Consider the following 13,765-nt stretch of genomic DNA (forward strand, 5'->3'; position numbering starts at 1 on the left):
TGGAAATCCTACCCGAGTCCCTGGTACCCGTACCGGGGCAATCACTTGCAGCCATCAGCAAATCCCAAAAGCCAGTCTAATCTGGAGCAACACGATTCCTGCAGATGTGGGAAATGTGCAAGTTGCACCTGGTCCCGATAGTCTTTTTTTAGGGTATACCCTTACATACTTATTATTTTTACGGAGTTTTTAGGGTTATACCCATAAGAACTTTCTTTACTTAGGTAGTTTTACAGGGTATAATCCCAAACAAGGGGTACTCATCCATGTTCAACAGACCACTTTACTATGAGAAAATCAAACCGTTTATCGGGAAACCCTTTATAAAGATTATTTCAGGGATACGCCGATGTGGGAAATCGACCATGATGCTGCTGATTCAACAGCTGATGGCTGATGAGGGTGTGAAGAGAGAACAAATCATCTCCATCAATTTCGAAAGTATGAAATACTACCACTTGCGTTCTTCGATCGCTTTATACGAATACGTGTCAGAACTTGTAAAAACCATGGAGACCCCTGCGTATTTGTTTTTTGACGAGATACAAATCGTTAAGGATTGGGAAGAAGCGGTAAACTCACTGTTCCTCGATTTTCAGGTTGATGTCTATATTACTGGTTCAAACTCACAGTTGCTCTCATCAGAGCTCTCCACCTTGCTTACTGGTCGATGCATACATATCCAGATGCAGGTATTGTCCTTTACCGAGATGTTGACATTCAGATCCACTTTGCAGGAAACACAACAGGATCTGCTTTGGTTGTATATCAGGCGGGGAGGTTTTCCTGCCGTCCATCTCTCCATTGATTACGATGAGAAGGCAACCTACATGATTCTCAACGACATCTTCGATTCAATCGTCCTGCGTGATGTTGTCCAGCGGTACAAGATACGGGATGTCGAGTTGTTGCGCAGGATTTTGAACTTCATCGCTGATTCAGTTGGAAGCACTATTTCTGCAAAACGCATTGCAGATTATTTCAAGAGCCAAGCAAGATCAGTCGATATGAACACGGTCTATACCTATCTTGACGCATTGGTAAGCTCTTTTTTGATCACCAGAGTCCAACGTTATGACATACAGGGAAAAGAACTGCTGAAAACACAAGAAAAATACTATCTTGCGGACACCGGTCTCCAGCATGCTGTCTTTGGGTATAAGGATAGGCACATCTCCGGCATATTGGAGAACATCGTCTACAACGAGTTGGTCAGACGAGGATATACAGTATACATCGGAAAGCTGGGCACCCAAGAGGTTGATTTTGTTGCAGAGCAACCTCCGAGGAAACTGTATGTACAGGTCGCATTCAAGCTTGAAAGTGAGGAGACAGTGCAAAGAGAGTTTGCACCGCTGCTCGCAATCCGTGACTCCTACCCAAAATTTGTGGTAACGATGGATCAAAACTTCCATGACACCTTAGAGGGAGTGCAGCATATTGGGTTGCATCAGTTCCTTACAGATGAGAAAATCGTTTAGACACTTTTCAATTGAGGAATGTGGATTTTGTGGAAATCCTACCCGAGTCCCCGGTACCCGTACCGGGGCATTCTCTTGTAGCCGTCAGCAACCCCAAAAGCCAGTCTGATGGAGCAACATGATTTGCTCTCAGTGCCCTATTTCAGCGGTTTTTGTGGAAAATGTGTAAGTTCTTCCCGAGTCCCCGGTACCCGTACCGGGGCATTCTCTTGCAGTCAGCAGCAAACCCCAAAAGCCAGTCTGATCTGGAGCAACATGATTCCTGCCGATGTGGAAAATATGGGAACCCTTCCTGGTACCGATAACGCCCATTCCTGTTGCACCTGCACGCAATAGATGATAATATGTTCGTGTGGATACAACATGCAGAAGGGGCATATGGATTATAAAAAACAAATAGAGCAGCATCTTGAGAACTCAGGTGGAATAATCACGGCATCATACTGCCGGAGCAAAAAGATTCCAACTGTATATCTTAGCAGGCTCGTTCGAGAAGGTGATCTGCAGAGAGTGGCAGAGGGTCTCTATATTTCGGAAGAAGGAATGTATGATGACTATTATTATTTTCAATATCGCTTTAAAAAAGCAGTGTTTTCCTATGAGACAGCACTACATCTGCTGGGGGCAACGGACAAGATTCCTCAAGACATGGATGTTACGGTCTATTATAGCTATAAGTTCAATAAAGCTCCTTTCGGAGTGAACATCCATTATGTGAATAAGGAAATCCATGGACTTGGAGTGGTGGAAGCTAGAACCATGTTCAATAATCCTGTCAGGGTTTATTCTTATGAACGAACACTTTGCGATTTTATCGCCCACGAAGATAAAATGGACAGGGAAGTGTATGTCAAGCTTATCCGTTCCTATTCAAAATATGCTAAAAGAGATATCCAAGCCCTCTATGAAATAGCAACAAGAATGGGGATTGATAAAGAGGTAAAAGCACTTATGGAAGTGGTCTATGAATAAAGCCAGATTGACTGCACTTTGCCATAAAATCAGCAAGGAAACTGGATTACCCTTTAACTCGGTCATGCTCTATTATTTTCTTGAAAGCATATTGAAGAAGCTTGTGCAAGGGAAGTATGGAGGGAATCTTGTTTTCAAAGGTGGCTTTCTACTTTCCAATGTCGTAGGAATAGAATCTCGAAGCACTATGGATATAGATTTTCTTTTACGAAACATGCAGGTATCGGAAGAGAAGGTTTTGGAATTGCTTACTGAATCATTGAAAGAAAAAGAAGGAGATGAAATAAAGTATAAAATTATGAACATCTCACCAATCAAAGAACAAGATCAATACGGAGGATATCGAGCAAGTATTCTTTGCAGATTTGAAAACATAAGACAAGTCATTCCGCTTGATGTTGCAACGGGAGATGTTATAACTCCACACCCGATACAATATTCATTTGCCAGTGTCTTTGGGAATGACGAAATCCTCATTAAGGCATATCCAATTGAAACAATGCTTGCAGAGAAGTTGCAGACAATCTATGCAAGGGGGTTCTTGAATAGCCGGAATAAGGACTATTATGATCTCCATATCCTTTACAGGTTAAGGAGCAAGGAGATCGATATGTCTACATTGGCAAGAGCCTGTGAGCGGACATTCCATAATCGTAAAACAGAATTCGATGTAGTAAAAATACTGGAATTGCTGGAAAGATTAAAGCGGGACGATTCTTTTCTGAAGCATTGGAAGGTTTATACAAAGAAGAACAACTATGTTCAAGGCATTAGTTTTGAAGCTGTCATCCTTGATGCTATGAAACTCATTAATGAAATGGTGATGTGAAGTTTAGTATAATGAAAGGTCTTCCCTTCGCGCCTGCCGCCTGTTCAGCTTCCCTGTATCCGCTACCCTACGGTAGGAGGGGGAAGTTAGATGTTTTCAAGTGGGATTTGAATGATCGTGGGCGACATGATTCCAGCGGATGTGGATTTTTTGAAAATCCTACCCGGTACCTCAAATCTTCAAATCACGCTCTCAATGCCCTATTTCAGCGGTTTTTGTGGAAAATATGGAAGTTCTTCCCGGTACCGATAATAGGTAATGAAAATTCTTCAGAAGAAACCGAGAGAAATAAAACAGAGAAGATTCCAAACAGCTACACTCGACTCCGGAGTGCAATGGATTTACAGGAATCTTCCCCTGATAGGAAAATAATATCGCTGAATTCGCTTGTCAACCAGAACAGATATGAAGATTTCAAGAATAAGAATATGCCTAACTCTATACTTGCTTCCTTGAGTCCTATACAAGAGATTCAAGAAATCTCTGAGATGTCAGATGAAGAGTACGGTAAAAAGTACAACATAGCTGAATCCAAATCTACTGTATCAGCAACGAATCCGACTTCAGTGTCCTTACCCAGTGAAAAACTACATTGACAAATACCACTTGGATCTGTCAAAAGGTCTTAAAAGCCCTAGTGGAGATGGATCAAATGGCCTTAACGGTACATATCCAATCTATGCACAGGCATATATGGAATTGGCTAAAGAGCTTGTAATCCTCCCCAGAGAGTTGCAGTCAATAACATGGGAAGCCGTAAGGGAACTATTCACAAAGGACTATAAGAATGAGGTTACTCTTGAATCTGCTCGCTCTGTGCGGCAAAATTGTATTGAGAACGGAGGGGATTTTGATGAAGCAAGAAGAGAAATCGCAGACAACGCCAACAAGGAAGTGGGAGCTGGAAGAACTGTTGGACAGCAGATTAATGAAGGATATGGAGTTTCAGAACATGCTTCTAAAGGGGAGTCCTCTTACGAGAGAACGCTACCTCTCAAACTCTGGAATCAACGAGGAAGAAATGACTGGGGAGATGGAATCGGAACTTCCTTGGGACTTCAAAGACCCGGAAGCGAGGGAGAACTGGGAAGAGACGGAGGAACCGACAATCAGGGATCTTCAGGAGTATGGGATTCTGTAGATAGTGATACCCTTGCATCAATCAGCAAGGAAGTAGATTTGGACTCAGCAAAAAGGGCACTTGCAGAAGGAAATTATCTGCCTGACGATACGCTTGAAGCTCTATAGGAAGCCCCTGACATTGACTGGGAAATTCAGCAGCAAACCCCAAAAGCCAGTCTGATCTGGATCAACATGATTCCTGCGGATGTGAAAAATGTGGAAGTTCTTCCCGAGTCCCCGGTACCCGTACCGGGGCATTCTCTTGCAGCCACCAGCGACGATGAAATATGCAGGATGTTCTTCTCCAAACATTCTCTTTTCAATATCAATTTCAATATTGATTTTATATTCTCAAAAAAAACCAGCCCTAAGAAAGGCGGTGGATTTTGTGGAAATCCTACCCGAGTCCCCGATACCCGTACCGGGGCATTCTCCTGTAGCCGTCAGCAACCCCAAAAGCCAGTCTAATCTGGAGCACCATGATTCCTGCAGATGTGGAAAATGTGGATTTTCTACCTGGTACCTCAAACTATCAAATCACGCTCTCAATGCCCTATTTCAGCGGTTTTTGTGGAAAATGTGGAAGTTCTTCCCGGTACCGATAATATAATCAGTGTTGATCAATTGGTTCTCCTGGACTAGAAACAGGATCTGCCTTAAAATTTATAAGCGGTATGATTAGAGGTGCCATACCAGAATAGGTAGTAATCATTGATATGATCGACCTATCATAAGACAGCATGATTGCTGGAGCATTAATTTTAAGCAGTGAATTTACTCTATCATCTGGAGTATCTTCAGGCCATTCAAATTCACCTTCGTGAGTAGTTTCAATCTTGAATGGATATTTTGAAGTATCTTTTTCATCTTTGAAAATAGTGAATATAAAAGTCACTAATGCCTTATTTGCATCTTTCTCTCTGTTGATCAGTGTCTGATATCCGATATCGAGGGAGATATTCTCAGTCTTTGGTTTATAAGCTTTATTGACATGATACTTAACATCAACCAGCCTATGATTAATCAATTGAAAACCACTTTTAGTCATAATTATGCCGCCAATGAAAGTTCACATTCTGGATCAAGTATCTGGTAACCAGACATATCTGATTTATAAATTTCAGGGATAGAAACAGTTACCTTCTTGAATTTTCTATTATCTTTATCCATTACTATATATATGTTGGATATTCTTTGCTTAAGCAAGAGATCTATTTTTATGCGTAAAACGGTAATTTTAAAACTTTGCTCCAGATAAGTGTCTCGATCTACCATGACGAAAACATCATCATCTAACGTCTCAACATGTATAATTGCGTTAGGAAATTCGTTGATAATAATACTTTCAATTTCATCCAGAATACTCATAATCTACCTTCTTTTACAGAATCTATTAGCTTACAAATGGCTATCACCTGTTTCTGTCTGTCCAATAAATCCGCTTTACTCATCATATTAGGATAATAATCAGCTACTTTTCGTTTATGATATAAATCGTCATAACAATATAAATTAGCCAACTTAACATAACTTACACCAACTGTACCCGTTAGATAAGTAATTAAAACGCTTGCAATCTCTCCATGTGAAAATGGTTTGTATGGATTTCCAAAATTGTCGAATTCTTCATTGGAGAAACCTACACCTTCCAGATAGTCTTTTATCTTTTGAAATGCTGCATAATATGCTCGGTTGATTCCAGCATTATAATGACCACTTCTTAAGCATATATCAACTATTTCAAGATTCTCTTGTGATTTTTCAGATAATCCCATACGTTTCCACTTTCTCAATGAAATTTTGTACTACCCTAATCATAAAGAATAAGAATCAATTTCAAGTCCAGTAATCGTAGTAAGCCATTTGAGTCTTGTACCTCATATGGCAATTCCTTTTCTTTGTGAAACGTACTGTAAGATTAGTATTACCACCTTTAAGTGTCAACAAATTTATGAACATAAGTTGTTAAACATTTGATTCTGTCAAGAATACATGGGTAATGGCTGTTTACGCTATATATAGCAAAATATAGTAAATTTCACGGTAGAAACCATTAAATTAACTACTAACACTATATGTAGGGTCGCTGTCACTGAAAAAGTGTCTCCAAAACGAGCTCCTGTCATTCAAAAAGTGTAAGCCTATAAGGCATCATATCACATCATGATTCCCGCAGATGTGGAAAATGTGGAAATCTTACCTGGTACCTCGAATCATCAAATCACGCTCTGGATGCCCTATTTTAGCGGTTTTTGGTACATGTCTAACCAATACCATGGATGACAAACGCGAGCCAAGGATATAGAACTGGAGTAAAACTATTCCAAGGAGGTGAAAGCTTCGGCACGATCCTGCCAAGACAGGTCTTCAGGTTTGAATTTCCAAGGCAGCAATGCAGACCAGGCCTGGGCGTCATAAGGAAGGTCGACAAGAACCGCTGCCTTATCAAGGATGTGGTTCATGTAGGCCCCCGGGTCCAGGTGATTCATCTTGGCGGTCTGCAGCAGCGTATACATGGCACAGGAGCTCTTTGCCCCTACCGGGGAACCGCTGAAATGCCAACTGGAACGTCCGAGGGCTACAGGTCTCACAGCCCTTTCGGCGGCAGAATTATCCGGCCCGAGCTCCGGTGAATCCAGATAGGTCTTGAGCCCTTCGAAGAGATTCAGGGCATAGTTGATGGCCCCGGCAAGGGGCGTATGAGCCATGGCTGTTTTCTTGTGCTGGTCCAGATGGGTCTTGAAGACTGCGAACAGCCTTTCTGCCTGTTCCCTTCTCTTCCGGAGGAACTGCTCCTCATCGATCTGGTTGCGGACAAGCTGATCCCGAAGACGGCTCTCGAGGGCGAAGATTGCACCGATGTCCTGAACGAACTGCTGTGCAATCCTCCCGATTCCCTTGGTTGCCTGGCTGGCACTCTTCTTGGCAGTCCTGCCGTTAGTGCCCACGGCGATATCATAGAATTTCCTGCGGACATGGGTAAGGCAGAATGCGCTGGAAAGCCTGCCGTCGCTTTGCCTTACCAATGACCTGTAGGCCCCGTACCCGTCAGACTGGAGAATGCCCTCAAAACCGTCGGTCAGCTCCTCGGCAGCCAAGGCCGCCCGGGTCGGGTAGTACCGGTAGCTCGCTGCCGGCTCATGACCGTTGTAGACCCTCAGCCAGATGTACGATGTTTGTGTATTTTCCCTGCCTTCCTCCCTCATCACTTTCAGGGTGGTTTCATCCATATGGAGAATATGCTGGGAAAGCAGGTGGCTCTCGATGAGTTCCACAAGGGGATTAAGAAGATCGGTCGTCTGGATCTGCCACCGTGACAGGTTCTGCCTGCCGATCGGACAGCCGATGCTCTCGAACCTGATGCTTTGCCGGGCATACGGGAGATGGTAGATGAACTTGTCCGAGAATGAAGCGGCAAGAAGGCCGTTGCTGACCATGCCGCCGCGGATGATGCGGTCGTTGGGCCGGGATGCCTGGAGGACCCCGAGATCCGGGTTGTGAGGATCCACATATTTGCCCAGGATGTAGCGCTTCACCTTCAGGACGCCCGGCTGGTAGTCCAGAACCTCGACCACATCCTCGCCGATGCGGCGAAGCGGGCTGCGATCGGATTCGCTTAGCCGGGCGAATTCCTGCGGATCGACGACAATGTCCTCCCTGGGCAAGTCATCGGGAAACGTCATCCTGCCGATTGGCTTCTTCCGGGGGTCCTTTGGCGGATCGTCACTCGGCCCGCTGTCTTCGGCCTCGTCGAACTGGTTGTCTTCGGGAATCGGAGCCTCGCTCTCGGTGGATTCGGGAGCGGGGACGGACCGTTCGCTGTTGGTGGAGAACTGGCGGCGGGCACGCGCCGATGCACGCTGGTCAATGATATCCAGGCGTGCAGTAAGCTTTGAAATGAGCTCATTGCTTTCGTTCAGCGCTTCCCGCAGCTGGGTGTTCTCTGCTTCCAGCGAGGCGATTTTCTGCGCCATCCGCTGCAACAAATCTTGGTCCTTCATATGCTTGACTGTATCAGAAATGAAGGTTTTAGTCTATGCAATACAATAATTTATAATGTTTTTCGACATGCTTTCAGCAGGTCTTCTCGGCCAGCAGGACCGGGTGCGACCGCCAGAAATCTATACCCTGAAGGAGCATGCTCAGCTGTGTTTCGCTGATTTCCAAAGCCTCAAGCCCTGACTTCGGCCAGGCAAAGGTCAGGTTGTTCAGACGCTTCTGCAGGAGCCAGAAACCGTCACCTGACCACCACAGCATCTTGACAGTATGGCGGTCCCTTCCGCAGAACAGGAACAAGTCCCCTCCAAGCGGGTCCAGTTCCATTTCGCTCATGGCAACCCGCATCAGGCCGTTCATGCCATTTCTTAGATCCGTGAATCCTGGTCGTAGATAGCAGTTGCGTATGCTAAACTCCATCAACTGCCTCCAGTGCTCTCAATACCTGTTCTAGGTCATCGCTTCGCACACCTCTGGGAATGGTGATGCTCCAGCCGCTACGATGTATGGCAATAGAAGCAGGATTGCTTCTCGTATTCTCTGCCGTTGAGGTTCCCCGTATTGGTTTCATCAGGGTCAGGCTAACAAAACCATTCTCATTCACTTCTTCGGATTCAAAGACTCCGCTATTATTCCTGCGTTGTTTAACCCATTTGCCAAGGGTCCACTGGTTCAATTCTATATTTTCGCAGAACGCACGAACTGACTGACCACTTTCATCATATGCTTTGAGATACGCTAAGCGTTGATCGTGGGTATATTGGTGATATTGGATTTTTCCCATCCCATTCCTCCTAGAAATGAGTATGGTCAAGACTCTCCAGCTCTGTCATCCATGGGTTTGGTTAGACATGTACGGTTTTTGTGGAAAATGTGGAAGTTCTTCCCGGTACCGATAATAACTCCTACCCAAAGTTTGTGGTAACGATGGATCAAAACTTCCATGACACCTTAGAGGGAGTGCAGCATATTGGGTTGCATCAGTTCCTTACAGATGAGAAAATCGTTTAGACACTTTTCAATTGAGGAATGTGGATTTTGTGGAAATCCTACCCGAGTCCCCGGTACCCGTACCGGGGCATTCTCTTGTAGCCGTCAGCAACCCCAAAAGCCAGTCTGATCTGGAGCAACATGATTCTGATCTTCAGGATTTTCTCTTTCAATCCATGTTTTATTAATATTATTATTAATATTGATTTCTTTTACTCAAAAAAAAACAGCCCTAAGAAAGGCTGTACATGTCTAACCAATACCATGGATGACAAACGCGAGCCAAGGATATAGAACTGGAGTAAAACTATTCCAAGGAGGTGAAAGCTTCGGCACGATCCTGCCAAGACAGGTCTTCAGGTTTGAATTTCCAAGGCAGCAATGCAGACCAGGCCTGGGCGTCATAAGGAAGGTCGACAAGAACCGCTGCCTTATCAAGGATGTGGTTCATGTAGGCCCCCGGGTCCAGGTGATTCATCTTGGCGGTCTGCAGCAGCGTATACATGGCACAGGAGCTCTTTGCCCCTACCGGGGAACCGCTGAAATGCCAACTGGAACGTCCGAGGGCTACAGGTCTCACAGCCCTTTCGGCGGCAGAATTATCCGGCCCGAGCTCCGGTGAATCCAGATAGGTCTTGAGCCCTTCGAAGAGATTCAGGGCATAGTTGATGGCCCCGGCAAGGGGCGTATGAGCCATGGCTGTTTTCTTGTGCTGGTCCAGATGGGTCTTGAAGACTGCGAACAGCCTTTCTGCCTGTTCCCTTCTCTTCCGGAGGAACTGCTCCTCATCGATCTGGTTGCGGACAAGCTGATCCCGAAGACGGCTCTCGAGGGCGAAGATTGCACCGATGTCCTGAACGAACTGCTGTGCAATCCTCCCGATTCCCTTGGTTGCCTGGCTGGCACTCTTCTTGGCAGTCCTGCCGTTAGTGCCCACGGCGATATCATAGAATTTCCTGCGGACATGGGTAAGGCAGAATGCGCTGGAAAGCCTGCCGTCGCTTTGCCTTACCAATGACCTGTAGGCCCCGTACCCGTCAGACTGGAGAATGCCCTCAAAACCGTCGGTCAGCTCCTCGGCAGCCAAGGCCGCCCGGGTCGGGTAGTACCGGTAGCTCGCTGCCGGCTCATGACCGTTGTAGACCCTCAGCCAGATGTACGATGTTTGTGTATTTTCCCTGCCTTCCTCCCTCATCACTTTCAGGGTGGTTTCATCCATATGGAGAATATGCTGGGAAAGCAGGTGGCTCTCGATGAGTTCCACAAGGGGATTAAGAAGATCGGTCGTCTGGATCTGCCACCGTGACAGGTTCTGCCTGCCGATCGGACAGCCGATGCTCTCGAACCTGATGCTTTGCCGGGCATACGGGAGATGGTAGATGAACTTGTCCGAGAATGAAGCGGCAAGAAGGCCGTTGCTGACCATGCCGCCGCGGATGATGCGGTCGTTGGGCCGGGATGCCTGGAGGACCCCGAGATCCGGGTTGTGAGGATCCACATATTTGCCCAGGATGTAGCGCTTCACCTTCAGGACGCCCGGCTGGTAGTCCAGAACCTCGACCACATCCTCGCCGATGCGGCGAAGCGGGCTGCGATCGGATTCGCTTAGCCGGGCGAATTCCTGCGGATCGACGACAATGTCCTCCCTGGGCAAGTCATCGGGAAACGTCATCCTGCCGATTGGCTTCTTCCGGGGGTCCTTTGGCGGATCGTCACTCGGCCCGCTGTCTTCGGCCTCGTCGAACTGGTTGTCTTCGGGAATCGGAGCCTCGCTCTCGGTGGATTCGGGAGCGGGGACGGACCGTTCGCTGTTGGTGGAGAACTGGCGGCGGGCACGCGCCGATGCACGCTGGTCAATGATATCCAGGCGTGCAGTAAGCTTTGAAATGAGCTCATTGCTTTCGTTCAGCGCTTCCCGCAGCTGGGTGTTCTCTGCTTCCAGCGAGGCGATTTTCTGCGCCATCCGCTGCAACAAATCTTGGTCCTTCATATGCTTGACTGTATCAGAAATGAAGGTTTTAGTCTATGCAATACAATAATTTATAATGTTTTTCGACATGCTTTCAGCAGGTCTTCTCGGCCAGCAGGACCGGGTGCGACCGCCAGAAATCTATACCCTGAAGGAGCATGCTCAGCTGTGTTTCGCTGATTTCCAAAGCCTCAAGCCCTGACTTCGGCCAGGCAAAGGTCAGGTTGTTCAGACGCTTCTGCAGGAGCCAGAAACCGTCACCTGACCACCACAGCATCTTGACAGTATGGCGGTCCCTTCCGCAGAACAGGAACAAGTCCCCTCCAAGCGGGTCCAGTTCCATTTCGCTCATGGCAACCCGCATCAGGCCGTTCATGCCATTTCTTAGATCCGTGAATCCTGGTCGTAGATAGCAGTTGCGTATGCTAAACTCCATCAACTGCCTCCAGTGCTCTCAATACCTGTTCTAGGTCATCGCTTCGCACACCTCTGGGAATGGTGATGCTCCAGCCGCTACGATGTATGGCAATAGAAGCAGGATTGCTTCTCGTATTCTCTGCCGTTGAGGTTCCCCGTATTGGTTTCATCAGGGTCAGGCTAACAAAACCATTCTCATTCACTTCTTCGGATTCAAAGACTCCGCTATTATTCCTGCGTTGTTTAACCCATTTGCCAAGGGTCCACTGGTTCAATTCTATATTTTCGCAGAACGCACGAACTGACTGACCACTTTCATCATATGCTTTGAGATACGCTAAGCGTTGATCGTGGGTATATTGGTGATATTGGATTTTTCCCATCCCATTCCTCCTAGAAATGAGTATGGTCAAGACTCTCCAGCTCTGTCATCCATGGGTTTGGTTAGACATGTACGAAAGGCTGTGGATTTTGTGGAAATCCTACCTGGTACCAGAAATGGCGAAATCACGCTCTGGATGCCCTATTTCATCGGTTTCTGTGGAAAATGTGGAAGTTGTACCTGGTACCGATTATAAAATCTTGGTATGCTAATGCAACTCCGAAAGGAACCGTAGGGTTGAGAATGACCATTATCTGTACTCAGTTCTTTTCTGAAGGAAGGACCATTACTTCCAGAGTCTTGGGAGCCGGCCATTGCTAGGCAGGGAATTGACAACGTCTACATACTGACATCGCTGCAGATGCAACGGGAAGGTAATATCTATTGCCAATGAGATTTTTTCAAGGCTGTCCCGAACTAAAGCATTCGGTTCTTCGCTCTGAATGCCCTATTCCATCGGTTTTTGTGGAAAATGTGGAAGTCCTTCCCGGTACCGATAATACCGGGGCATCATATCAGCTTACTATAATGTCAGCTATTTTCTTACAAGCAAAACCATCCCCATAGGGATTACTAGCTTTACTCATTGCTTCATAAGTTTCGTCGTTTTCTAGAAGCAACTTGAAATTATCATAAATGACCTGTTCGCTTGTTCCCACTAACTTCAAGGTGCCGGCTTTGATTCCTTCTGGCCGTTCTGTAGTATTTCGCATCACAAGAACAGGCTTGCCCAAGGAAGGAGCTTCTTCCTGAATCCCTCCACTATCAGTAATGATGAGGTAAGATTGGGCAAGGAAGTTATGAAAATCCAGTACATCAAGTGGCTCGATGATCCGGATACGTTCACATCCTCCAAGCTCCTGTTTTGCTGCTTCTCTGACTATAGGGTTGAAATGAATTGGATAGATTGCTTTTACGTCAGGGTGCTCTTCAATGATTCTTCGAATCGCCCTGAACATGTTGTGCATCGGTTCGCCAAGATTCTCTCTGCGATGTGCAGTTATCATAATTAACCGGCTGTCAGAAGCCCAATCCAATTCAGGATGAGTATAACCAGAACGTACAGTAGTCTTCAGTGCATCAATGGCAGTATTACCTGTTATATAAATCGAATTTGGATCCTTACCTTCTTTTAAGAGATTCCCTTTTGAGAGTTCGGTTGGTGCAAAATTATATCTGGCAATAATACTTACTGCTTGTCTGTTGAATTCTTCTGGGTAAGGTGAATAGATATCGTAAGTCCGTAGACCTGCTTCAACATGTCCTACCGGCACCTGCAAGTAATAACAGGCTAAAGCTGTTATAAACGTCGTAGAGGTATCACCATGAACCAAGACGATATCAGGGATGACCTCTTCCAGGACTGCCTTGATCTTGTTGAGTATATTGGCTGTTATATCAAATAAGGATTGTTTAGGAAGCATTATGGACAGGTCATAATCAGGTACTACAGAAAAAGCTTTCAGTACCTGATCCAACATTTCACGGTGTTGACCAGTAACACATACCACAGTCTTGATACATTTTCTGGTCTTCAGTTCATTGACTAGTGGGCACATCTTAATGGCCTCAGGACGAGTTCCAAATACGAGCATTACTGTTTTCAT

At 46.0% G+C, this 13,765-nt stretch carries 17 protein-coding genes; 7 read left to right on the forward strand and 10 right to left on the reverse strand.

Annotated elements, in window-relative coordinates; translation table 11 throughout:
* The first annotated feature begins 266 nt into the window (after positions 1-266).
* The 7 genes from SPIGRAPES_RS08095 to SPIGRAPES_RS08125 all read left to right on the forward strand — a co-directional run bounded on the left by SPIGRAPES_RS08095 (position 267) and on the right by SPIGRAPES_RS08125 (position 4,872).
* Positions 267-1,481: an ATP-binding protein gene (locus tag SPIGRAPES_RS08095; protein ID WP_014270284.1), complete on the forward strand. Its 1,215-nt coding sequence runs from the start codon at positions 267-269 to the stop codon at positions 1,479-1,481.
* Between the two features lie 108 nt (positions 1,482-1,589).
* The gene (locus tag SPIGRAPES_RS08100) at positions 1,590-1,817 is read left to right on the forward strand and encodes a hypothetical protein (protein WP_155816686.1); all 228 of its coding nucleotides are present in this window, start codon (positions 1,590-1,592) and stop codon (positions 1,815-1,817) included.
* A 42-nt stretch (positions 1,818-1,859) separates the two neighbouring features.
* Positions 1,860-2,453 carry a type IV toxin-antitoxin system AbiEi family antitoxin domain-containing protein gene (locus tag SPIGRAPES_RS08105; protein ID WP_014270285.1) on the forward strand — a complete coding sequence of 198 codons (594 nt, stop codon included), beginning with the start codon at positions 1,860-1,862 and terminating at the stop codon, positions 2,451-2,453.
* Positions 2,446-3,282, forward strand: coding sequence for a nucleotidyl transferase AbiEii/AbiGii toxin family protein (locus tag SPIGRAPES_RS08110; RefSeq protein WP_014270286.1), 837 nt, complete (start codon positions 2,446-2,448; stop codon positions 3,280-3,282). Before SPIGRAPES_RS08105 ends, SPIGRAPES_RS08110 begins: the two co-directional genes overlap by 8 nt.
* An 11-nt stretch (positions 3,283-3,293) precedes the next feature.
* Positions 3,294-3,878 (forward strand): hypothetical protein, encoded by a 585-nt coding sequence (locus SPIGRAPES_RS08115; RefSeq protein WP_014270287.1) that lies wholly within the window; start codon positions 3,294-3,296, stop codon positions 3,876-3,878.
* Positions 3,862-4,530, forward strand: coding sequence for a hypothetical protein (locus SPIGRAPES_RS08120; protein WP_014270288.1), 669 nt, complete (start codon positions 3,862-3,864; stop codon positions 4,528-4,530). Before SPIGRAPES_RS08115 ends, SPIGRAPES_RS08120 begins: the two co-directional genes overlap by 17 nt.
* Before the next feature lie 66 nt (positions 4,531-4,596).
* Complete coding sequence (locus SPIGRAPES_RS08125) at positions 4,597-4,872, forward strand: hypothetical protein (RefSeq protein WP_014270289.1); 276 nt, start codon at positions 4,597-4,599, stop codon at positions 4,870-4,872.
* A gap of 142 nt (positions 4,873-5,014) precedes the next feature.
* On the opposite strand, the gene SPIGRAPES_RS16565 is transcribed toward SPIGRAPES_RS08125, so the two are convergent.
* The 10 genes from SPIGRAPES_RS16565 to wecB all read right to left on the reverse strand — a co-directional run bounded on the left by SPIGRAPES_RS16565 (position 5,015) and on the right by wecB (position 13,765).
* Entirely contained in the window at positions 5,015-5,452 is a 438-nt protein-coding gene (locus SPIGRAPES_RS16565; protein ID WP_014270290.1) for a protein-export chaperone SecB, read from the reverse strand.
* Positions 5,453-5,454: 2 nt separating this feature from the next.
* The gene (locus SPIGRAPES_RS08135) at positions 5,455-5,772 is read right to left on the reverse strand and encodes a hypothetical protein (protein ID WP_014270291.1); all 318 of its coding nucleotides are present in this window, start codon (positions 5,770-5,772) and stop codon (positions 5,455-5,457) included.
* Entirely contained in the window at positions 5,769-6,179 is a 411-nt protein-coding gene (locus SPIGRAPES_RS08140; RefSeq protein WP_014270292.1) for a hypothetical protein, read from the reverse strand. Before SPIGRAPES_RS08140 ends, SPIGRAPES_RS08135 begins: the two co-directional genes overlap by 4 nt.
* Positions 6,180-6,722: 543 nt before the next feature.
* Positions 6,723-8,405, reverse strand: a complete 1,683-nt coding sequence (gene tnpC, locus SPIGRAPES_RS08145; protein WP_014270293.1) for an IS66 family transposase — start codon at positions 8,403-8,405, stop codon at positions 6,723-6,725.
* A gap of 73 nt (positions 8,406-8,478) precedes the next feature.
* On the reverse strand, positions 8,479-8,820 hold the full coding sequence (gene tnpB, locus SPIGRAPES_RS08150) for an IS66 family insertion sequence element accessory protein TnpB (protein ID WP_014270294.1): 342 nt from the start codon (positions 8,818-8,820) through the stop codon (positions 8,479-8,481).
* A complete protein-coding gene (tnpA, locus tag SPIGRAPES_RS08155; protein WP_014270295.1) occupies positions 8,810-9,184 on the reverse strand; it encodes an IS66 family insertion sequence element accessory protein TnpA in 375 nt (124 codons plus the stop codon). The genes tnpB (SPIGRAPES_RS08150) and tnpA (SPIGRAPES_RS08155) overlap by 11 nt, the downstream gene beginning before the upstream one ends.
* Before the next feature lie 513 nt (positions 9,185-9,697).
* Positions 9,698-11,380 (reverse strand): IS66 family transposase, encoded by a 1,683-nt coding sequence (gene tnpC / locus SPIGRAPES_RS08160; RefSeq protein ID WP_014270293.1) that lies wholly within the window; start codon positions 11,378-11,380, stop codon positions 9,698-9,700.
* Positions 11,381-11,453: 73 nt separating this feature from the next.
* Positions 11,454-11,795 (reverse strand): IS66 family insertion sequence element accessory protein TnpB, encoded by a 342-nt coding sequence (tnpB, locus tag SPIGRAPES_RS08165; RefSeq protein ID WP_014270294.1) that lies wholly within the window; start codon positions 11,793-11,795, stop codon positions 11,454-11,456.
* Complete coding sequence (gene tnpA / locus SPIGRAPES_RS08170; RefSeq protein WP_014270295.1) at positions 11,785-12,159, reverse strand: IS66 family insertion sequence element accessory protein TnpA; 375 nt, start codon at positions 12,157-12,159, stop codon at positions 11,785-11,787. The genes tnpB (SPIGRAPES_RS08165) and tnpA (SPIGRAPES_RS08170) overlap by 11 nt, the downstream gene beginning before the upstream one ends.
* A gap of 514 nt (positions 12,160-12,673) precedes the next feature.
* Entirely contained in the window at positions 12,674-13,765 is a 1,092-nt protein-coding gene (gene wecB / locus SPIGRAPES_RS08175) for a non-hydrolyzing UDP-N-acetylglucosamine 2-epimerase (RefSeq protein WP_041384529.1), read from the reverse strand.

Origin of the sequence: Sphaerochaeta pleomorpha str. Grapes (assembly GCF_000236685.1) — a bacterium.
In the GTDB taxonomy this organism is placed as follows: Bacteria; Spirochaetota; Spirochaetia; order Sphaerochaetales; family Sphaerochaetaceae; genus Sphaerochaeta; species Sphaerochaeta pleomorpha.

Excerpts from the sequence above, each read along its gene's own strand:
- tnpB (WP_014270294.1), bottom strand. The coding sequence starts at position 8,820 with ATGGAGTTTAGCATACGCAACTGCTATCTACGACCAGGATTCACGGAT.
- SPIGRAPES_RS08115 (WP_014270287.1), top strand. The coding sequence starts at position 3,294 with ATGAAAGGTCTTCCCTTCGCGCCTGCCGCCTGTTCAGCTTCCCTGTAT.
- wecB (WP_041384529.1), bottom strand. The coding sequence starts at position 13,765 with ATGAAAACAGTAATGCTCGTATTTGGAACTCGTCCTGAGGCCATTAAG.
- SPIGRAPES_RS08135 (WP_014270291.1), bottom strand. The coding sequence starts at position 5,772 with ATGAGTATTCTGGATGAAATTGAAAGTATTATTATCAACGAATTTCCT.
- SPIGRAPES_RS08100 (WP_155816686.1), top strand. The coding sequence starts at position 1,590 with ATGGAGCAACATGATTTGCTCTCAGTGCCCTATTTCAGCGGTTTTTGT.
- SPIGRAPES_RS16565 (WP_014270290.1), bottom strand. The coding sequence starts at position 5,452 with ATGACTAAAAGTGGTTTTCAATTGATTAATCATAGGCTGGTTGATGTT.
- tnpB (WP_014270294.1), bottom strand. The coding sequence starts at position 11,795 with ATGGAGTTTAGCATACGCAACTGCTATCTACGACCAGGATTCACGGAT.
- tnpC (WP_014270293.1), bottom strand. The coding sequence starts at position 8,405 with ATGAAGGACCAAGATTTGTTGCAGCGGATGGCGCAGAAAATCGCCTCG.
- tnpA (WP_014270295.1), bottom strand. The coding sequence starts at position 9,184 with ATGGGAAAAATCCAATATCACCAATATACCCACGATCAACGCTTAGCG.
- SPIGRAPES_RS08110 (WP_014270286.1), top strand. The coding sequence starts at position 2,446 with ATGAATAAAGCCAGATTGACTGCACTTTGCCATAAAATCAGCAAGGAA.
- SPIGRAPES_RS08125 (WP_014270289.1), top strand. The coding sequence starts at position 4,597 with ATGATTCCTGCGGATGTGAAAAATGTGGAAGTTCTTCCCGAGTCCCCG.
- SPIGRAPES_RS08095 (WP_014270284.1), top strand. The coding sequence starts at position 267 with ATGTTCAACAGACCACTTTACTATGAGAAAATCAAACCGTTTATCGGG.
- SPIGRAPES_RS08140 (WP_014270292.1), bottom strand. The coding sequence starts at position 6,179 with ATGGGATTATCTGAAAAATCACAAGAGAATCTTGAAATAGTTGATATA.
- tnpC (WP_014270293.1), bottom strand. The coding sequence starts at position 11,380 with ATGAAGGACCAAGATTTGTTGCAGCGGATGGCGCAGAAAATCGCCTCG.
- SPIGRAPES_RS08105 (WP_014270285.1), top strand. The coding sequence starts at position 1,860 with ATGGATTATAAAAAACAAATAGAGCAGCATCTTGAGAACTCAGGTGGA.
- tnpA (WP_014270295.1), bottom strand. The coding sequence starts at position 12,159 with ATGGGAAAAATCCAATATCACCAATATACCCACGATCAACGCTTAGCG.